This window comes from Alitiscatomonas aceti (genome assembly GCF_025567195.1).
Taxonomy (GTDB): Bacteria; Bacillota; Clostridia; order Lachnospirales; family Lachnospiraceae; genus Alitiscatomonas; species Alitiscatomonas aceti.
The window spans coordinates 1-17,868 of record NZ_JAOQJF010000046.1 but is presented as its reverse complement, the minus strand read 5'-3'; the positions used below and the strand labels follow the sequence as shown (position 1 = coordinate 17,868).

Genomic DNA, 17,868 nt, shown 5'->3' with positions numbered 1-17,868 from the left:
TTTTATAAGAATTTTCAGGGTTTTACATACTGTTCAGTTTTCAAGGTTCTGTGCTGTTCTTGTCTTTCTCAGCGACAGCTTAGCAAGTTTATCACAACTCTTTCTGTTTGTCAAGAGTTTTTTTAAACTTTTTTCGAAGTTTCTTTCAGCATTCAGCATCTTGGAACTTCAAGCGCAGAAGGAGGGATTTGAACCCTCGCGTCGCTACTAACGACCTACTCCCTTTCCAGGGGAGCCCCTTCAGCCACTTGGGTACTTCTGCATTTATGGCTGAATCACATTCCTTTAAGGAATCCGATATTCAGTTTGCTGCACCGGATCCGGTCCTACCCGACTCCGCGATACAGTAGCGGAGAGAGTGGGATTCGAACCCACGCGCCCTTGCGGACAAACGGTTTTCAAGACCGCCTCGTTATGACCACTTCGATATCTCTCCAAAGCGCTCTCTCAAACGTGCTTTTACATTCTATACGATACTTGCGTTTTTGTCAAGCGCTTTTCAAAACTTTTTTTACATCTTTTTCAGATCATCCAAAAAAGCCGCTGCCACAGTCATATCCTCCGGTGTTGTCACCTTGATATTCCGGTAGTCTCCCATGACCAGTTTCACCTTCTCATTGGTCATGCGCTCTACCACCATGGCATCGTCGGTGATCCCCTTCTGGAGAGCCGGATCTGCCATAAGGCTGTCATAGGCCCCCTTCACCAGACCGTACCGGAACGCCTGGGGCGTCTGGATCTGCCATAACAGGCTCCGGTCCAGGGTCGTTTCTGCAAACTGATCCCCGTCGGCGACCTTCACCGTATCCTTCACCGGAACGGCTGCCACGCAGGCCCCGTACTCCCGGGCCGCCTCTATGGTCCTCCGGATCACCTCTTCCGAGATCAGGGGCCTGGCTCCGTCATGGATCAGGACCAGATCTGGTCTCTGATCCTGTCCGTCCAGGGCGGACAATCCCCGGCAGACAGAATGATACCGTTCTGCGCCTCCGGCGACCACTGCCCTGACCTTTTTAAACCCATACCGGTCCACAATATGTTCCCGTACCCAGTCTGTTTCCTCTTTTCCGGTTACCAGGATCACCTCATCCACCGGACTTTTTTCAAAGGCCTCCAGGGAATACCAGATCACAGGTCTCTCCTTCAGAAGAAGGTACTGCTTCGCCACGCCGGACTGCATCCGCTTCCCCTGGCCAGCCGCCAGGACCACAGCCGCAGTCCTCTCCCCCTTTTCTCCCATCATAGTTTCTCCCTTCAGACAGCGCCTACCGCTCTCCCAGCTTTAAATTGGGGACCGCATTGAGATCCCACCCGGCTCTGGCGCCATTGATATATTCATAATAACCGGCAGCGCCGATCATTGCCGCATTATCTGTACAAAAGATCTGGGATGGATAATAAAACCGGATCCCCTCTTTTTCACAGGCTGCCTTCATTCCTGCCCTCAAGGCAGAATTGGAGGCCACTCCGCCGGCAATGGCCAGCTTATCATAGCCGTATTCCTTCGCCGCCGCCACAGCCCGGGACACCAGCACATCCACCACCGCATTCTGGAACGAGGCAGCCAGATCCGGCACGCAGATCTCCTCTCCCTTCATCTGGGCCTGGTTGATGTAGTTCAGGACAGCGGATTTCATGCCGCTGAAGCTGAAATCATAGGCAGATCCACCAACCTTTGCCCTGGGGAATTCCATGGCATGGGGATTTCCTTCCTTTGCCGCCTTGTCCACCTTAGGACCGCCGGGATATCCCAGTCCCACGGCACGGGCCACCTTATCAAAGGCCTCTCCCGCCGCATCGTCCATGGTGCGGCCAATGATCTCAAATTCCCCGTAATCCTTCACGATCACCAGATGGGTGTGTCCGCCGGAGACGATCAGACACACAAAGGGAGGCTCCAGATCCGGATGCTCGATAAAATTGGCCGAAACGTGGCCTTCGATATGGTGGACGCCCACCAGAGGCTTTTTCGCCGCGTAGGCGATGGCCTTGGCCTCTGCCACTCCCACCAGAAGAGCTCCCACAAGACCGGGACCATAGGTCACAGCAATGGCCGTCATCTCCTCCAGGGTCATGGACGCCTCCTTTAAGGCCTCCCGGATCACCTGGTTGATCTTTTCAATATGCTTTCTGGATGCGATCTCCGGCACCACGCCTCCGTACAGGGTATGGAGGGCGATCTGGGAGGAGATCACATTGGACAGGACTTCCCTGCCGTTCTTCACCACAGCCGCCGCCGTCTCATCGCAGGAGCTCTCTATGGCAAGAATATATACATCTTCATCCGTTTTACGTATCTTCATGATTGTTTCAAAACCTCTTTCCGGCTTTACTCTTCGTCAAAGCCCAGTTCCATGGACCAGCCGTCCCGGGCTGTTTTGATCCTTGGGAAGATCTCCCGGATCTCCTCCAGATAGTCCTCCGGCCTGATCAGGGACGGGCTGTAATGGGTCAGCCACATCTCCCTGGGCGCAGCCTCCCGGCCCAGCCTTGCCGCCTCCTGGAACGTCATATGCTTATATTCCCTGGCCTTGGCCGCCTTCTCCTTTTCTCCGTACATGCCCTCGCAGATAAACAGATCGTTGTCCTTTGCGTATTCCGCGATCACCGGCACCGGCCTGGTATCCGTGGAATATGTAACGGAAAGGCCCCTCCTGGTCTCTCCCAGGACCATATCCGGCGTCAGGATCCGCCCTTCATGCTCCAGGGTCTCCCCCTTCTGGAGCCGGCTCCACATCTTCTGGGGGATCCCCTGTGCCTTTGCCCGTTCCACATCAAAACGGCCCTTTCTGGGAATGGAGATCCTGTATCCGTAGCAGGCCACATTGTGGTTCACCTTAAAGGCGTCGATCACAAAGGGGCCTGCCTGGAACTGCTCCCTGGGCTCCGACAGCTCCCGGAACACCAGAGGAAACGGAAGCTCCGGCGCAATGGTCCTTAAGGCTCCCACGACCCGCTCCAGGCCTCTGGGGCCGGCCAGGAGCACCGGCTCCACCCGCTCGGCATTTCCCATGGTCAGAAGGAATCCCGGCAGACCGCTGATATGATCCGCGTGATAGTGGGTAAAGCAGATCACGTCCACCGGCTTGGGGCTCCATCCCTTCTCCTTCAGGGCCACCTGTGTCCCCTCGCCGCAGTCGATCAGCAGATTGCTGCCGTCGCAGCGGGCCATCATAGAGGTGAGCCAGCGGTAGGGGAGCGGCTGCATGCCGCCTGTTCCCAGTAAACAGATATCTAACATTCTAAATTCCTCATTTCCTAAACCAGTTTCTTTCAGTCCTTATATGCTCCTACGAATCATATCACAAACCGCCGCAGGGACGCAAGAGAGGGCGCGGTAAAAATATGATTTTACCTGCGCCCTCCTGTACATTCCTGCATATTTTCTAAAGAAGCTCTGTCTGCTCCTCCACGTCCACCGGGATCTGGAACCCGCCCACCAGCTCATCGTAGCACGATTCGCATAGATCGAAATGATGGACCTCTCCGTCTTTTTCTGAAAAATAATCCCACGCGTGGTCGAACGCAGCCGCCCCTTCCCGGACGATCCCATCTTTAACGACGATCTTTTTTCCGCACATATTGCAGATCACTGTCTCCAGCTTCCCTGTTTTCCCGTACTTTCTCATGTAATCCTCACCTTTCCGCTTCCTGTAATCTCCTCCGCGGCCGGCTTACGGCCCGGATACCCCTACATTATAGCGGAAAAAATCCGGAATTTAAGAGGGAGTTCCTGGCAGGGAACGGAGCCACATGATCCAGGCATCCTCTTTCGGATCCCGATAATATCCCCTGCGCACAGCCTCCCTTTTAAAACCATAGGCTTTATACAGGTTTATAGCCGTTTCATTGCCGGACCGCACCTCCAGGGTCAGATCCCGCGCGCCCTTTTCCCGGGCAGAGCTTACCATCCGGTCCATGAGCCTCCGGGAAAGCCCCTGCCCCCGGAGACCCGGGGCCACGGCGATCCTCATAAGCTCTCCTTCATCTCCCAGGAACCGCAGGTTTATATAACCGCAGACCTCTCCCCGGCTTCCAGTGAGGACCCAGGATTCATCATAGGGACACTGGAGCGTCTCCAGGAGGAGCCTTTCTGTCCATGGATCCGAAAAACTGGCAGTCTCCAGCTGCCGGACTGCCGCCACATCGCTTTCTGTCATGGCACGCACCAGGAAAGGGACGATGTTTTCCATAACTACCGTCCGCCTTCCTTTGCTTCTCTCTCTTCTCTCTCCCGCTCCGCCTGGGATTTTCTCAGGTAGTCCGGCCTGTGGTCATCGGAGCTTTCCATTTTCCCTTCCGCAAAATAACGGGCGCCCAGGGCCGCTACGGCGGCGGCTCTCTGGCGGTTCACATGGGCCGGAGCAAAGGAAAACGGAACTGTGAGCCTTTCCCTGATCTGGCCTTTAAAAACAGGCACTCCGTCTCCCAGGAAGATCACCGGCTCTCCCAGGCCGTTTAACACCTCCAGAAGCTCTCCCATGTCCATGGCGTCCTGTTCCCGGAGGATCTCAAATTCTTCCCGGAACCGGTAGACCCCCGTATAGACCTGGTTTCTCCTGGCATCCATGATAGGGCAGATCAGAGCGCCGGCCCCGTACAGGTTGTAGGCTGTGGCGTCCAGGGTCGGCACATGGATCAGCGGCTTATCAAGAGCCAGCCCCAGCCCCTTGGCCGTGGCTGAACCGATCCTTAAGCCCGTAAAGGAACCCGGGCCGCCGGAAACCGCAATGGCGTCCACTGTGGACAGCTCGATCCCCAGAAGCTTTACCATGTCGTCGATCATAGGAAGCAGGGTCTGGGAATGAGTCTTCTTAAAATCGGCGGTAAACTCCGCCATGGTGATATCGTCCTCCACGATGGCCACAGAGGCCACCAGGGACGAGCTTTCGATCCCTAAAATCCGCATTTATGTCTCCTCCACCGTGATCTTTCTGTAATCAAAGCCCTGGGACAAGTCCTTTTCAATGGTCACCTCTGTCACATGGGGCGGAAGGATCTCGCTGATCAGTCTGGACCACTCGATGAGCGTGACCCCGCCTCCATAAAAATAGTCCTCATAGCCCACCTCGTCCATTTCGCTGACATCGCCGATGCGGTATACGTCAAAATGATACAGTGGGAGCCGTCCTCCGTCATACTCCTGGACAATGGTAAAGGTAGGGCTGTTCACCGGCTCTGTGATCCCCAGTCCGCAGGCAAAGCCCTGGGTAAATACTGTCTTTCCCACGCCCAGATCACCGTTTAAGCAGAATACGTCCCCGGCCTTCGCCGCCTCTCCCAGGCGTTTTCCCAGGGCATACGTATCCTCCGGCCCAAAGCTCGTTGCGATCATGATCTCAGTCCTTTCCGTTTGGATTCCGGCAGATTCTTTTTAAGTATCTCCACCAGCTCCTGCTCCCGTCCCTCAATGGAGCGGTTGGGGATCAGATAGCCGTGGACAGGGCCTGTTTTGATGATGTACATGCTCTTAATGCGGACTACCTTCCATACCTGGTTCCAGAAAAGCTCTCCGGTCATCCCGGCCTTTTCCACGTCGATCTTTTCGTCTCCCAGGGTCAGGTTTAAGGGCGCGGAAAAACCGATGGCCCCGGCCTGCTGCTTCGCCTTCCGGTCCAGCATCAGAGGCTGCACCACCGTAAAGATCAGGGCACAGAATACCAGAAGGATCCTCTGGTACACATTGATGGTCTCCCAGTTCCAGGTGACCGCAAGGATCGCCAGGGCGCCCAACGTAAAGATCACGTTGAACGCCCCGGAAAATCCACTGTAAGAATTATACAGGGAAAACTGGAACAGGTCCCTGGCAGTCATTGTTACACTGATTTTCATGTTGCAGGATTCCTTTATACTAACTTTTCTTCTTTAAACGCCTTGAGGATCCGGTCCATGCAGTCCTCCACCACGCTTCTGGGCGTAGCGATATTGATCCGCTCAAAGCCTCTTCCGGCATCGCCGAAGATATAGCCCTCATCCAGAGCCACCCTGGCCTTTTTCTGCATGATCTCCTCTAACTTCTCCGCATCGCCGTCCACATATCCGTTGAAGTCGATCCATGCCAAATACGTTCCCTCCGACGGAACCATATGAGCCTTGGGAAGGTGTTCTTTCAGGAAGGCGTCGATATAGGCAAAGTTGCCGTCCAGATATTCCTTTAACTGCTCCAGCCACTCCTCGCCCTCGTTGTAGGCGGCGATCATGGCAGTGAGGCCCAGGGTTCCTGCGCCGTTCATGGAGAGCTTGCCTCCGATCAGCTCCTTCCAGGCAGCCTGGAGCTCTTTATTATGGATCACGATATTGGATGTCTTCATTCCTGCCAGGTTAAAGGTCTTGCTGGGCGCAGTGCAGACAGCGATCCGGTCGGCGTAATCAGGCGCTACCTTAAGGATCGGATGGAAGGTCATGCCGCAGCGTAAGAGGTCGCAGTGGATCTCGTCGCAGATGATCCATTTATCGTATTTTTTACAGATATCCACGACCTTCCGGATCTCCTCCTCGGTCCATACGCGGCCGGCCGGGTTGTGGGGGCTGCAGAATACCAGTACCTTATTGTTGGGCTCCGCCATCTTTTTATCCAGATCGTCAAAATCGATGGTATAGTTCCCGTCTGCGTAGATCAGCGGGCTGTCCACGATCTGACGGCCGTTGCTGTTGGCCTTCATGGTAAATGGATAATAAATGGGACGCTGGATCACCACGCCCTCGCCTTCCTTTGTCAGAAGGTTTAAGAGCACGGCGTAAGCGGATACGATGCCGCCGCAGAAAAACAGGTTTTCCTTCTGCTCTTCCCAGCCGTAGCGTTTTTTATACCAGTTCAGGACTGCGCCCAGGCACTCGTCGGTGTCATACATGGTGTAGCCGAAGATCTTTTTGTCGATCCTCTCATGCAGGGCTTTTAAAATGGGCTCTGCGCAGGCAAAATCCATGTCGGCCACCCATAACGGCAGGGCGTCGTCCGGACAGCCCTTGGGAAGGCTCTCCATCTTTGTTGCGGAAGTTCCGGACCGGTCGATGATCTCATCAAAATTGTACTTCATTTCTGCTTCCTCCATTCCATATTCGTTTATAGCCTTAGGTTATTAAAGCTTCATGCTGAGGGCGATCCGCCGCTTCGCCATATTCACATCCAGGACCTTCACGTCCACGATGTCCCCGATGCTGACTGCATCCAGGGGGTGACGGATGAATTTTTCTGACATTTCAGATATATGTACAAGGCCGTCCTGATGGACGCCGATATCCACAAAGGCTCCAAAATCTGTGATGTTCCGGACCGTTCCCTTCAGGACCATGCCGGGCTTTAAGTCCTTCATATCCAGCACATCGGTCCGCAGAATGGGCCTTGGCATCTCCTCTCTGGGATCCCGGGCCGGCTTTTCCAGCTCGGAGATAATATCGTCCAGGGTGATCTCACCGATCCCCAGTGCCTCTGCCATGGACTTCCGGTCCTTTACCTTTCTCCCTAAACCGGTCATTCCCTTAAAGCCCGCAGGATCCAGCTCCAGGCCCAGACGCTCCAGAAGCTCCCTGGCCGCCCGGTAGCTCTCGGGATGGACCGAGGTGGCGTCCAGAGGATCCGCGCCGCCCGAGATACGCATGAACCCGGCGCACTGCTCAAAGGCCTTGGGCCCCAGCTTCGGAACCTTTAAAAGCTGCTTCCGATCAGTAAAGGCCCCGTTTTCCTCCCGGTAGGCCACGATATTTTTTGCAATGGTCCTGGATATGCCGGAAATGTGCTCCAGCAGGGATACAGACGCAGTATTTAAGTCCACGCCCACCCGGTTTACACAATCCTCCACCACAGAGCCCAGCACCTCGTCCAGGCGCTTCTGGTTCAGATCGTGCTGGTACTGGCCGACACCGATGGACTTGGGGTCGATCTTCACCAGCTCTGCCAGCGGGTCCTGGAGCCTTCTGGCAATGGAAACGGCGCTCCTCTGTCCCACGTCAAAGCCAGGGAATTCCTCTGTGGCCAGCTTACTGGCCGAATATACCGACGCCCCTGCCTCGTTTACGATCACATAGCGCACATCCTCGGGAATCTCCTTTAAAAAGTCCGCGATGATCTGCTCTGACTCCCGGGACGCCGTTCCGTTTCCCAGAGAGATCAGCGTAACATGATATTTTTCGATCAGATCCTTTAAGACCTTCTTCGCCTGCTCCACCTTATTCTGGGGCGCTGTCGGATAGATGACCACCGTATCCAGCACCTTTCCGGTGGGATCCACCACCGCCAGCTTGCAGCCGGTACGGAAAGCCGGATCCCAGCCCAGGACCACCTGGCCGCTGATGGGGGGCTCCATAAGAAGCTGGTTCAAAGTCTTTTTAAACACCTGGAACGCTCCGTTTTCTGCCTTTTCTGTGACAGCGTTCCGGATCTCCCGCTCGATGGCCGGAGCCATAAGGCGGCCATAGCTGTCCTTTACCACCTCTTTAAGGACCGGAGACGTCACCGGATCCTTCCCGGTGATCACATGGGCCTCCAGATACTGGAGGATCTTTTCCTCCGGTGCTTCCACCTTCACCGTCAGGATCTTCTCCTTTTCCCCCCGGTTTAAGGCCAGGACACGGTGGCCGGGACAGCTCTTTGCCGGTTCCTCGTGGTGAAAGTATTTTTCGTATACGGACTCCGGATCCTCCTCGCCGCGGACCTCGGAAGCGATCCTTCCCTCGTTCATGGTGATCTCCCGGACCCAGGTGCGGTATCCCGCATCCTCAGCGATCCGCTCGGCCAGGATATCCTTTGCCCCGGCAATGGCCGTCTTTACGGAATCCACGCCCTTTTCCTCTGAAACATAGGGCTTTGCCGCGTCCTCCAGAGAGGTTCCTGCGTTCTGGGAGGCGATCCAGTCTGCCAGGGGCTCCAGTCCCCGTTCCCTGGCCATGCTGGCCCGTGTCTTTCTCTTGGGACGGTAGGGCAGATAAAGGTCGTCCACCGCCACCATGGTCCGGGCTTCCCCGATCTTCTTTTTTAACTCTCCGGTCAGCTTTCCCTGATCGGCAATGGAGGCCATCACCTGGGCCTTCTTTTCCTCCAGTCCCCTGAGATATCGCAGCCGTTCATCCAGGGTCCTTAATACCTCATCGTTTAAGGAGCCGGTGGCCTCCTTCCGGTATCTGGCGATGAACGGGATGGTATTTCCTTCATCTATGAGCTTTACGGCCGCTTCCACCTGTCCGCGGCCCACGTTCAGTTCACTGGTCAGTGATGCAATGATATCCATGTTGTCTCTCCTAATGATCACAGTCTCTGCCTGCTGTTTTTCCCAGACAGGGCTCAAGGACTATTATAATTCAAAGGCAGGAGATGTGCAACTTAAAATATCCGGTCCGGCGCAGGCGGCCGGGACCGGATCCCATATGGACAACAGGAACTGTTCATGATAAAATGGTGACTGACGATCCCGGAAGCTCCTTCCGGGAATATACCACACGGAGGAAATCTTATGTCAGATTATAATAACGGAAACCAGGGACAGTGGACACAGGGGCCGGGCGGCCAGAACCAGTACCCCGGCGGTCCTGGAGCGCCGGATCCCATGAGGCAGGACCAGCCCAGGCCCAGAAACGGCTATGCCACTGTCTCCATGATCTGCGGGATCTTCGGGATCCTCTGCCTCTGCTGCTTTGCCTTTCCCCTGGCCATCATCCTGGGCGTGGGGGCCGTCTGCTTTGCCATCATCTCCAAACGAGGACAGCCCTTTTACGCCACCGCCATCTTTGGCATCGTCCTGGGCGTCATCGCCGTGGTGTTAGGGATCGGCGAGTTCGTCTACTTTATGGCCCTTTCCAGCCTGGTAAAGGATCCGGCCAATGCAGCTCTGATCAATGAGTTCATGGAACAGCTGGAGCAGCAGTTACAGCAGCAGGGCCAGTCTCTGCCGACGGTGTAGGCCCGGAGAGGCTCCAGGCATCCGGACGGGCTCCTGCTGCCTACCAGCCCGGCAGCTGTTCCAGGATATCGATGCCCTTTGCGGCCAGCAGATAGTTTTTTACAAGAAAATTAACGACAATGATCCCAAGTCCCACATGTACATAAGCATCGCTTAAGTACAGCCGGAACCTGGGATCTTTTGTTTTCCAGTATATGGCATAGGAAACCGCAAAGACCAGGGCCACCAGGGCGCAGTAGGGCACCAGGGGATGGTACAGGAAGCTTAAGACCGGATGGCCGGCCAGCAGGGCCAGAACGGCTCTGGTGCCTCCGCAGCCCGGACAATAAAAGCCTGTAAGCTCATGGAAGAGGCAGGGGATCCTGCCCTCCCTGAGGATCCAGATCAGATGCTCCATTGTCTCTCCTCCTATACCTGGGCCCGGATCGCCCGGCGCAGACCGCCAAGCTGCCCGGCCGCCCGGTCAAACTCCTCGCCGGTCATGGGGCCGGTGAGAATGGCAAACTCATCCAGCCCCGCCAGCTCCAGCCAGCGCACCTTTCCAAACAGCTCCTCTGTCAGCGTTTTCTTTTCTTCCCTGCTGCCCTCAAACCTGGCAAAATATTTCCAGGGAAGCAGACGGACCGGAAGCACCTCCAGCCGCTGCCCGGTCCAGCCCAGGGCCGCCGGACGGTCCTTCAGCTGTACCGCTGCGATCATGTCTCCCACAACAGCGCTGGCAGTGGGAAGCTTTCCGGCTCCGCTGCCGTAATACATGGACTCTCCCAGCATATTGCTGTTTAAAAGGATCCCATTGAACACGCCGCTGACAGAATACAGGGGATTTCTGGCATTGATGAATACCGGTGCCACCTCCAGGTAATACCTGCCGTCCCTGCATATGCTGGTACCAAACAGCTTAATGGAAGCACCCAGCCTGGCGGCATAGCTGAAATCCACATCCGTCAGCTTCGTGATCCCCTCCGTGGGGATCTGCTCATAATCCACCTCCTGGCCGGAGGCCGCCGCTGTCAGGATGGCGATCTTCCGGCAGGTATCGTATCCCTCGATATCCGCCTCCGGATTCCGCTCTGCATATCCCAGCTTCTGGGCCATCTTAAGGGCCTCGTCAAATCCCCAGCCCTCCTCGTACATCTTTGTCAGGATATAGTTGGTGGTACCATTTAAGATCCCGGAGATCTCCTCCACCACATCTCCCGCCAGGCTCTCGTTGATGGTGCGGATAATGGGGATCCCGCCGCCTACGCTGGCTTCAAAAAGGAAGCTGACCCGCTTTTCTCTGGCAATGGCCAGAAGCTCCGTCCCATGGGCCGCCACCAGGTTTTTATTGGAGGTGACCACATGCTTTCCCGCCTGGAGACAGCATTTCACGTATTCATAGGCTGGAGACGTGCCTCCCATGGTCTCCACCACAAGCCCCGTTTCGGGATCCTCCAGAATCGTCCCGATCTCATGGACCACCAGCTCGTCCACCGGGCTGCCGGGCAGGTCCCTCCGGTTCAGGATGTATTTTATCTCAATGGGTTCCCCGGCCTTTTTTCTTACTGTCTCTCTGTTTCTGTCCAATACCTCATAAACGCCGGAACCTACGGTCCCGAATCCCATGATCGCTGCTTTCATCTATCTTTCTACTCCCAGTATCTTGATGTTCTGAATTCCCGTCATATTTTCGATCTCCTCCACCAGCCCGGACATATCGCCGGTATTATCCCGTACCTCCACGCTCAGGGTCACAGTGGCTATGCCATTGACCGGAATGGTCTGATGGATCGTCAGGATATTGGCCCGATAGTCGGAGACCACATGGAGCAGATCCGATAAAAGCCCAGGCTCATCCTCCATCTGGATCACCAGGGTCACCGTCTTCCCCCGGGTATTGTCCGAAAAGGGAGCGATGTCATCTTTATATTTATAAAAAGAGCTGCGGCTTAAGCCCAGGCGCTCTGTGGCCTCCTGGACGGTCATGGACCGGTTCTTATCCAGAAGCTGTTTCGCCTCGGCCACCTTCTGGAGCACCTCCGGCAGAGCCTTGTCCCGCACGACATAATACTTGCTTTTTTCCATGGTATGATCCTCTTTATCCGATTTTGCTGTTTTTGTGCGTCTGCATGATACATCTGTATGTGCAAGGGGAATATTACCACATTTTTTTGGATCTTGCAAGTGTTTCCCGGATTATAGACAACTCCAATAAAAGGGGGTATACTGGATCTATCATACATTTAAACGGAGGAATATCCATGAAACTTCTGACTGTTGCCCAGCTCCAGACCCGGGTGTATGCCCAAAAAGAAACCAACCTTTCTCTCCTTGACGGTCTGTTCTGCCAGGCAAAGGATGCCGGCGCAGACATGATCTGCCTGCCGGAGATGTTTTCCTGCCCCTATGAAACACCAAATTTCCCCGTCTACGCAGAGCCCAGCGGCGGCCCCTCCTGGCAGACCCTTTCCAGGCTGGCTAAGCGGTACCAGGTCTATCTGTCCGCCGGGTCCGTCCCAGAATCCGACGAGGCCGGAAATGTCTATAATACGGCCTATGTCTTCGACCGGGAGGGACGCCAGATCGCAAAGCACCGCAAGGTCCATCTGTTCGATATCGACGTAAAGGGCGGACAGCGCTTCAAGGAATCCGATACGCTCACTGCCGGGGATAAGTCCACTGTCTTCGACACAGAATTCGGCCCCATGGGGCTCTGCATCTGCTATGATTTCCGTTTCCCCGAGCTGGCCAGGCGCATGGTCCTGGACGGGGCACAGGTGATCCTGGTCCCGGCAGCCTTTAATATGACCACAGGCCCGGCCCACTGGGAGATTTTATTCCGTTCCAGGGCTGTGGACAACCAGGTCTTTACCTTTGGCACAGCTCCTGCCAGGGATATGGACGCTTCCTACCACTCCTGGGGCCATTCCATCGCTGTCTCTCCCTGGGGGACTGTTTTAAACCAGATGGAGGCAGAAGAAGGAATGCAGATCACCTCCATCGATCTGGATGAGGTGGAGCAGGTGCGGGAACAGCTTCCCCTTTTGAAGCACCGGATGGCAGATCTGTAACCGTCCGGCCGGAAAGACGCCATCCCGGCCACGCTCCGGGCATATGGTTTCCAGGGCGGGGCAGCGGCCCGGCCTTCCAAAAGAATACCGGCCAGTCTGGAGGGATCTGTCACACCCCCTGGACTGACCGGTTTCTCTATATAAAATATCATTCCTATAAAAGCCGGATCTCGTCGATCTCCCCGGTTTCCTGGAAGATCTCCCACTGGCCGATGTTGACTCCATGATCTCCGATCTTTTCCAGATATTTGGCGGTCATCAGGGCATCTACACAGCCGTCGGCATCACTTCCGTCCTTTTTCAGTTCCTTTACCAGGTCCTCCTTGATCCGGTTAAAGAAATCGTCAATACCATCGTCGGCATCAATGGCCTCCTGTCCCATGGCCATATTCCGCTCCACGAACGCTCTGGCGGCCTTCCCAATGAGGGTCCTGGTCTCCCGGACCATATCCGGAAAGGCAGACGAATATCTGGAAAGCTCCGGCAGATCCATGCGGACAAACAGCTCCGCCATATCCGACAGATGATTGCCGATCCGCTCCAGATCCGTCACCACCTTAAGGGCTGCGGAAACTGTACGAAGATCCCTGGCCACCGGCGTCTGCCTGGTAAGCAGGCTCAGGCACTGGGACTCGATGTTCCTCTGCATATCTTCAATGGTCCGGTCATGACGGACGTACCTCCGCATCTGGTCTCCATCCTTTTTTTCCAGAGCCGCAAACAGGCAGTCATATCCGTCCTGTACCCATTCCGCCATCTGGAGCACATCCTGGCGCAGTTCCTCCAGCTCCTGTTCAAACAATTTTCTCGGTGACATATGCTACCTCCCCATCAGCCAAACCGGCCGGTAATATAATCCTCAGTCCGCTTATCCTTCGGATGACCGAAGATGTTCATGGTCTCGTCAGCCTCCACCAGCTCTCCCAGAAGGAAGAACGCCGTTTCATCGGACACGCGGGCCGCCTGCTGCATATTGTGGGTGACCACCACCACTGTGTACCGCTTTTTCAGATCGTTCATCAGCTCCTCGATCTTTAAGGTGGAGATTGGATCCAGGGCGGATGTGGGCTCGTCCATTAAAAGCACCTCCGGCTCCACTGCCAGGGCCCTGGCGATGCAGAGCCTCTGCTGCTGGCCTCCGGAAAGCCCCAGGGCCGGGGCCTTCAGCCGGTCTTTTACCTCGTCAAAGATGGCCGCCCCCTTCAAGGCATTCTCCACGATCTCGTCCAGGCGGCTCTTATTTTTGATCCCGTGGATCCTGGGCCCATAGGCGATGTTGTCGTAAATGCTCATGGGGAAGGGATTGGGCTGCTGGAATACCATGCCCACCTTCTTCCTTAAAAGCGTGGTGTCCACGCCTGGATCGTAAATATCCTCTCCGTCCAGGAGCACCTTTCCGTCCACCTTCACGCCGTCCACCAGGTCGTTCATGCGGTTTAAGCATTTTAAAAACGTGGACTTGCCGCAGCCCGAGGGGCCGATCAGGGCCATGACCGTATTTTCATGAATCTTAATATTGATATCCTTTAAAGCGTGGTTCTCCCCGTAAAAGAGGTTGAGACCGCTTACGCTGATTTTACTATCCTGCATGTTTTCTCCCTTTACTTTCTATTTTCCACATTCAGCCGTCCGGCCAGATACTTGGTCAGCAGATTCAAGAGCAGCACCAGCGCCAGAAGAACGCAGGCAATGCCGAAGGCCACGTCATATTTTCCCTTGGCCATCTGTAAGTACAGCTCGATGGTCATGGTGCCGCCGGATTCAAACAGCTTTCTGAACAGTCCCATGCCTCCCTTGGGAAGGTAATAGCCGCTGCCTGCAGTGAACAGAAGAGCCGCCGACTCTCCCACGATACGGCCAATGGCTAAGATCACTCCCGTCAGGATCCCAGGCATGGCGCTGGGAAGAAGGATGGTCCGGATCATGTACCACTTGGTGGCCCCGATGCCCAGGGCTCCGCTCCTATAACTGTCCGGCACGGTCCGCAGGGCCTCCTGGGTATTCCTGGCGATCAGGGGCAGTACCATAATGGTCAGGGTAAGCGCTCCGGTGAGCATGGAATAGCCGAAGATCTTACCGAAAAACACGTTCCCAAACAGGCCGAAGATAATGGACGGGATCCCCGTCAGAGTCTCAATGGTAAACTGGACCAGGGAAACAAATTTTCCCGGTTTTGCGTATTCATTCAAATAAATGGCTCCTCCTACGCCGATGGGCGTAGCTGCTAAAAGCGTCAGGACCACAATATACAGGGTATTCACAATATTTCCGGCAATACCCATGATCCCCTTGGTGGGGCTCTGCTCCGTCACCAGGAATGACCAGTTCACGGTACGGAATCCCCTCCAGAATACATAGCCGATGATCCCCAGAAGCAGGCCCACGGCCAGAAATGCACACAGATAGATCAGCGCCTCCAGAAGCTGGTCCGAGACACGCCTCTTTTTATTCATGATGCTCGCGTGTTCCATCAGGAGTCCTCCCTGCCTTTTAAAATCTTTGTAAGACTGATGTTAATGAACATAATGAAGACAAACAACACCAGCCCAATGGTAAACAGTACCTGTCTGTGGAGTCCCGCAGCATATCCCATCTCCGCAACAATGGCCGTGGTCAGGAAGCGGACGGAATTGAACGGAAGCGGCATGTTCACGGAGCTTCCCGATACCAGGGTAATGGCCATGGCCTCGCCGATGGCACGGCCCGTTCCCAGGACCACCGCCGCCGCAATGCCGGATCTGGCGCTGGGAAGGAGGACCTTGAAAATAGTCTGGATCCTGGTGGCTCCCATGGCCAGGGAAGCGGCCTTCTGCTGCTTCGGCACCGCATGAAGGGCAGAGACCGTCACGTTGATCACCGTAGGAAGGATCATCACCGCCAGGACGATGACTGCGGAGATCAGGTTTGCACCTCCGGTAAACTGGTGGTCCGGTGCATCGGCAAAAAGAGCGATCTCCAGCTTATACATCATCGGATTCAAAAGATAAATACCCAGAAGTCCATAGATCACCGACGGGATCCCGGCTAAGAGCTCCACTGCCGGTTTCACAATAGCCGCCAGTCTCGGGGACGCGATCTCCTCAATGAACACCGCCGTCAGGATCCCCACCGGGGCTCCGATCAGTACAGCAGCGGTGGTACCGACGATGGAGGTCAGGATCACGTACAGGATCCCGAAGGACGGATCCTTGGCCGCCGGCTGCCACACAGTGCCGAACAGGATCTCTTTGATCCCCACTTTAAAAAGTGCCGGGGTCCCGTTTATGATCATATACACGGTAATGGATGCCACAGCCACCACCGCCAGAAGGGCGCAGACCGTAAAAACAGCCTCAGCAACATGCTCCACCAGCGCCTTGTTTTTTCGGTTTCCCTTGATGGAAAAGCTTTGTTTTTCAGCCATAATCTCTCAACTTTCTTCAAAAACCGGGCCGGAACCGCTTCATCGGCAGCTCCGGCCCTTAGATTCTGCGTTCAGTTTCCTTACTTAACGGTGATCAGTCCCACGCTGGCAGCCAGCTCCTGGCCCTCTTCGGAGTATACATAGTCGAACAGCGCTTTCACCAGCTCATTCTGCTCGCTGATCTCACCCTTGGTCGCCATTACGAACGGGCGGCTTAAGAAGTACTCACCGGATTTGATGGTCTCAGCAGACGGAGCCACGCCCTCCAGCTTTAAGGCGATGACACTGTCATCCACTGCATCCAGGGAGATATAGCCGATGGCACCCGGTGTGGAAGCGACCTTTGCCATTACAGCGCCGGTGCTGTCCAGCTCGTTGGCGTATACGCACTTATCCTCGATCCCCAGGATCTCTTCAAACGCTCCTCTTGTACCGGAACCAGCCTCACGGCCTACCACAACGATAGGCATATTCTCACCGCCCAGGTCGCTCCAGTTCTTTACTTCTCCGGTATAAATGGAGATCAGCTGGTCCTTTGTCAGGTCTGTGACGGTGTTCTTGGGATCCACCGCAACGGCAATGCCGTCAATGGCTACGATATTCTCCACCGCGCCCGCGCTCTTTTCCTCATCCTTTAAGTTTCTGGAGGAGTTTCCGATGTCGCTGGCTCCTGAAAGAGCTGCCTCCACGCCGGCGGAGGATCCTGTAAACTCTACGGTAACGGTCACATCCGGATATTTTTCCATGAAGCTCTCCGCCAGAGCGTTTCCAAACTTCTCCATAGAAGTGGAGCCGGACATGGAAATGGAGCCGGATAACTCTGCGCCTGCTGCCTCTGTGGTCTTTTCTGTCTCTGCCGCAGTTTCCTTTGTGGTCTCTGCCGCTGTTGTGGGTGCCGCAGTTGTGGGGGCCGCTGTGGTTTCCTTTGTATTGCTTCCGCATCCTGCCATCATTCCTGCTGCCATGATGGCTGCGCCTGTAAACATGATCATCTTTCTTGTTTTCATAATAATTTTCCTCCTCTTGCTTTCGCATTTCCATTTCTTTTTTTCATCTCTCATGTACACTAAATTTTTACCACGGATCCAGAGTTTTAAAAACCATGATCCGGTAACATGTTTGTAAGATTTATGTAAAAAGAAAATGGGAAAAGCAGGGGAAATGTAAAGCCAGGTCAGCCAAAAGCCCTCCCCCGGCGATTCCCCACGGTATCGAGTAGGAGGCTAATCATTAATTAGCCGACCTCTCACACCACCGTGCATACCGTTCGGTACACGGCGGTTCCTTAGTTTTCACAAACTACTAGATAATAGTCAAGCATGGATAGATATCCGAGCTTGGCTATTATTTTCTTGGAAAAGATTTGGTTCAAGACTTTCGCCATTCTCCAATAACCTTTTCTACTACAGGTGAAGTGCTATACTAATGTTGTAACAGGAGTGGCTAATAAGATATAATCAATCTTATAAAGAAAAGAGGTACACATTATGCCACAGAGTTACACCCCTGAATTTAAAAAGAA

Annotated in this window: 21 protein-coding genes and 2 tRNA genes; 3 read left to right on the top strand and 20 right to left on the bottom strand. The window is 54.8% G+C overall.

The window, feature by feature from the left end; translation table 11 throughout:
• Positions 1-211, top strand: a 211-nt coding sequence (locus OCV69_RS15235) for a hypothetical protein (RefSeq protein ID WP_262563208.1), incomplete at its 5' end; no start/stop codon positions are given.
• Here OCV69_RS15235 and OCV69_RS15230 read toward each other — a convergent pair.
• The 12 genes from OCV69_RS15230 to OCV69_RS15175 all read right to left on the bottom strand — a co-directional run bounded on the left by OCV69_RS15230 (position 174) and on the right by OCV69_RS15175 (position 9,224).
• Positions 174-262, bottom strand: a tRNA-Ser gene (locus OCV69_RS15230). The two genes, OCV69_RS15235 and OCV69_RS15230, sit on opposite strands and share 38 nt — an antisense overlap.
• Positions 263-350: 88 nt before the next feature.
• Positions 351-436 (bottom strand) — tRNA-Ser (locus tag OCV69_RS15225).
• 75 nt (positions 437-511) lie between these two features.
• Positions 512-1,243, bottom strand: coding sequence for a 2-C-methyl-D-erythritol 4-phosphate cytidylyltransferase (gene ispD / locus OCV69_RS15220; RefSeq protein WP_158360171.1), 732 nt, complete (start codon positions 1,241-1,243; stop codon positions 512-514).
• A 22-nt stretch (positions 1,244-1,265) separates the two neighbouring features.
• Positions 1,266-2,303 (bottom strand): tRNA (adenosine(37)-N6)-threonylcarbamoyltransferase complex transferase subunit TsaD, encoded by a 1,038-nt coding sequence (gene tsaD / locus OCV69_RS15215; protein WP_158360172.1) that lies wholly within the window; start codon positions 2,301-2,303, stop codon positions 1,266-1,268.
• 26 nt (positions 2,304-2,329) lie between these two features.
• Positions 2,330-3,241, bottom strand: a complete 912-nt coding sequence (locus OCV69_RS15210; protein WP_022273931.1) for a ribonuclease Z — start codon at positions 3,239-3,241, stop codon at positions 2,330-2,332.
• Positions 3,242-3,386: 145 nt separating this feature from the next.
• The gene (locus OCV69_RS15205) at positions 3,387-3,629 is read right to left on the bottom strand and encodes a hypothetical protein (protein WP_158360173.1); all 243 of its coding nucleotides are present in this window, start codon (positions 3,627-3,629) and stop codon (positions 3,387-3,389) included.
• A 90-nt stretch (positions 3,630-3,719) separates the two neighbouring features.
• Positions 3,720-4,193, bottom strand: a complete 474-nt coding sequence (gene rimI / locus OCV69_RS15200; protein WP_022273929.1) for a ribosomal protein S18-alanine N-acetyltransferase — start codon at positions 4,191-4,193, stop codon at positions 3,720-3,722.
• A gap of 2 nt (positions 4,194-4,195) precedes the next feature.
• Positions 4,196-4,909, bottom strand: coding sequence for a tRNA (adenosine(37)-N6)-threonylcarbamoyltransferase complex dimerization subunit type 1 TsaB (gene tsaB / locus OCV69_RS15195; RefSeq protein ID WP_158360174.1), 714 nt, complete (start codon positions 4,907-4,909; stop codon positions 4,196-4,198).
• A complete protein-coding gene (gene tsaE, locus OCV69_RS15190) occupies positions 4,910-5,335 on the bottom strand; it encodes a tRNA (adenosine(37)-N6)-threonylcarbamoyltransferase complex ATPase subunit type 1 TsaE (RefSeq protein ID WP_158360175.1) in 426 nt (141 codons plus the stop codon). It abuts the gene before it with no gap.
• Positions 5,332-5,832: a YcxB family protein gene (locus OCV69_RS15185; protein WP_158360176.1), complete on the bottom strand. Its 501-nt coding sequence runs from the start codon at positions 5,830-5,832 to the stop codon at positions 5,332-5,334. Before OCV69_RS15185 ends, tsaE begins: the two co-directional genes overlap by 4 nt.
• Positions 5,833-5,846: 14 nt before the next feature.
• Entirely contained in the window at positions 5,847-7,037 is a 1,191-nt protein-coding gene (locus OCV69_RS15180; protein ID WP_158360177.1) for a MalY/PatB family protein, read from the bottom strand.
• 42 nt (positions 7,038-7,079) lie between these two features.
• A complete protein-coding gene (locus tag OCV69_RS15175; protein WP_158360178.1) occupies positions 7,080-9,224 on the bottom strand; it encodes a Tex family protein in 2,145 nt (714 codons plus the stop codon).
• A 222-nt stretch (positions 9,225-9,446) separates the two neighbouring features.
• Between OCV69_RS15175 and OCV69_RS15170 the strand changes: the two genes are divergently transcribed.
• A complete protein-coding gene (locus OCV69_RS15170; RefSeq protein WP_262427370.1) occupies positions 9,447-9,893 on the top strand; it encodes a DUF4190 domain-containing protein in 447 nt (148 codons plus the stop codon).
• Between the two features lie 40 nt (positions 9,894-9,933).
• Here OCV69_RS15170 and OCV69_RS15165 read toward each other — a convergent pair whose 3' ends face one another.
• The 3 genes from OCV69_RS15165 to OCV69_RS15155 are packed head-to-tail and all read right to left on the bottom strand — an operon-like array spanning position 9,934 to position 11,957.
• The gene (locus OCV69_RS15165; RefSeq protein WP_022273922.1) at positions 9,934-10,290 is read right to left on the bottom strand and encodes a DUF2752 domain-containing protein; all 357 of its coding nucleotides are present in this window, start codon (positions 10,288-10,290) and stop codon (positions 9,934-9,936) included.
• 11 nt (positions 10,291-10,301) lie between these two features.
• Positions 10,302-11,513: a homoserine dehydrogenase gene (locus OCV69_RS15160; RefSeq protein ID WP_158360179.1), complete on the bottom strand. Its 1,212-nt coding sequence runs from the start codon at positions 11,511-11,513 to the stop codon at positions 10,302-10,304.
• Positions 11,514-11,957 carry an ACT domain-containing protein gene (locus OCV69_RS15155; protein WP_022273920.1) on the bottom strand — a complete coding sequence of 148 codons (444 nt, stop codon included), beginning with the start codon at positions 11,955-11,957 and terminating at the stop codon, positions 11,514-11,516.
• Between the two features lie 176 nt (positions 11,958-12,133).
• On the opposite strand from OCV69_RS15155, the gene OCV69_RS15150 reads away from it, so the two are divergent.
• Positions 12,134-12,943, top strand: coding sequence for a carbon-nitrogen hydrolase family protein (locus tag OCV69_RS15150; RefSeq protein ID WP_158360180.1), 810 nt, complete (start codon positions 12,134-12,136; stop codon positions 12,941-12,943).
• A gap of 154 nt (positions 12,944-13,097) precedes the next feature.
• On the opposite strand, the gene phoU is transcribed toward OCV69_RS15150, so the two are convergent.
• The 5 genes from phoU to OCV69_RS15125 all read right to left on the bottom strand — a co-directional run bounded on the left by phoU (position 13,098) and on the right by OCV69_RS15125 (position 17,359).
• On the bottom strand, positions 13,098-13,760 hold the full coding sequence (phoU, locus tag OCV69_RS15145; RefSeq protein ID WP_022273918.1) for a phosphate signaling complex protein PhoU: 663 nt from the start codon (positions 13,758-13,760) through the stop codon (positions 13,098-13,100).
• 14 nt (positions 13,761-13,774) lie between these two features.
• On the bottom strand, positions 13,775-14,533 hold the full coding sequence (gene pstB / locus OCV69_RS15140; protein ID WP_158360181.1) for a phosphate ABC transporter ATP-binding protein PstB: 759 nt from the start codon (positions 14,531-14,533) through the stop codon (positions 13,775-13,777).
• A gap of 11 nt (positions 14,534-14,544) precedes the next feature.
• The gene (gene pstA / locus OCV69_RS15135; protein ID WP_022273916.1) at positions 14,545-15,414 is read right to left on the bottom strand and encodes a phosphate ABC transporter permease PstA; all 870 of its coding nucleotides are present in this window, start codon (positions 15,412-15,414) and stop codon (positions 14,545-14,547) included.
• The gene (gene pstC, locus OCV69_RS15130) at positions 15,414-16,346 is read right to left on the bottom strand and encodes a phosphate ABC transporter permease subunit PstC (protein ID WP_158360182.1); all 933 of its coding nucleotides are present in this window, start codon (positions 16,344-16,346) and stop codon (positions 15,414-15,416) included. The genes pstA and pstC overlap by 1 nt, the downstream gene beginning before the upstream one ends.
• 80 nt (positions 16,347-16,426) lie before the next feature.
• On the bottom strand, positions 16,427-17,359 hold the full coding sequence (locus OCV69_RS15125) for a phosphate ABC transporter substrate-binding protein (RefSeq protein ID WP_416782892.1): 933 nt from the start codon (positions 17,357-17,359) through the stop codon (positions 16,427-16,429).
• Between the last annotated feature and the right edge of the window lie 509 nt (positions 17,360-17,868).

What these genes read in the sequence shown, in the direction of transcription:
- OCV69_RS15170 (WP_262427370.1), top strand. Translation starts at nt 9,447, where the DNA reads ATGTCAGATTATAATAACGGAAACCAGGGACAGTGGACACAGGGGCCG.
- OCV69_RS15210 (WP_022273931.1), bottom strand. Translation starts at nt 3,241, where the DNA reads ATGTTAGATATCTGTTTACTGGGAACAGGCGGCATGCAGCCGCTCCCC.
- tsaD (WP_158360172.1), bottom strand. Translation starts at nt 2,303, where the DNA reads ATGAAGATACGTAAAACGGATGAAGATGTATATATTCTTGCCATAGAG.
- ispD (WP_158360171.1), bottom strand. Translation starts at nt 1,243, where the DNA reads ATGATGGGAGAAAAGGGGGAGAGGACTGCGGCTGTGGTCCTGGCGGCT.
- OCV69_RS15185 (WP_158360176.1), bottom strand. Translation starts at nt 5,832, where the DNA reads ATGAAAATCAGTGTAACAATGACTGCCAGGGACCTGTTCCAGTTTTCC.
- OCV69_RS15175 (WP_158360178.1), bottom strand. Translation starts at nt 9,224, where the DNA reads ATGGATATCATTGCATCACTGACCAGTGAACTGAACGTGGGCCGCGGA.
- tsaE (WP_158360175.1), bottom strand. Translation starts at nt 5,335, where the DNA reads ATGATCGCAACGAGCTTTGGGCCGGAGGATACGTATGCCCTGGGAAAA.
- pstC (WP_158360182.1), bottom strand. Translation starts at nt 16,346, where the DNA reads ATGGCTGAAAAACAAAGCTTTTCCATCAAGGGAAACCGAAAAAACAAG.
- OCV69_RS15180 (WP_158360177.1), bottom strand. Translation starts at nt 7,037, where the DNA reads ATGAAGTACAATTTTGATGAGATCATCGACCGGTCCGGAACTTCCGCA.
- OCV69_RS15155 (WP_022273920.1), bottom strand. Translation starts at nt 11,957, where the DNA reads ATGGAAAAAAGCAAGTATTATGTCGTGCGGGACAAGGCTCTGCCGGAG.
- pstB (WP_158360181.1), bottom strand. Translation starts at nt 14,533, where the DNA reads ATGCAGGATAGTAAAATCAGCGTAAGCGGTCTCAACCTCTTTTACGGG.
- OCV69_RS15205 (WP_158360173.1), bottom strand. Translation starts at nt 3,629, where the DNA reads ATGAGAAAGTACGGGAAAACAGGGAAGCTGGAGACAGTGATCTGCAAT.
- OCV69_RS15150 (WP_158360180.1), top strand. Translation starts at nt 12,134, where the DNA reads ATGAAACTTCTGACTGTTGCCCAGCTCCAGACCCGGGTGTATGCCCAA.
- OCV69_RS15160 (WP_158360179.1), bottom strand. Translation starts at nt 11,513, where the DNA reads ATGAAAGCAGCGATCATGGGATTCGGGACCGTAGGTTCCGGCGTTTAT.
- phoU (WP_022273918.1), bottom strand. Translation starts at nt 13,760, where the DNA reads ATGTCACCGAGAAAATTGTTTGAACAGGAGCTGGAGGAACTGCGCCAG.
- pstA (WP_022273916.1), bottom strand. Translation starts at nt 15,414, where the DNA reads ATGGAACACGCGAGCATCATGAATAAAAAGAGGCGTGTCTCGGACCAG.
- OCV69_RS15165 (WP_022273922.1), bottom strand. Translation starts at nt 10,290, where the DNA reads ATGGAGCATCTGATCTGGATCCTCAGGGAGGGCAGGATCCCCTGCCTC.
- tsaB (WP_158360174.1), bottom strand. Translation starts at nt 4,909, where the DNA reads ATGCGGATTTTAGGGATCGAAAGCTCGTCCCTGGTGGCCTCTGTGGCC.
- rimI (WP_022273929.1), bottom strand. Translation starts at nt 4,193, where the DNA reads ATGGAAAACATCGTCCCTTTCCTGGTGCGTGCCATGACAGAAAGCGAT.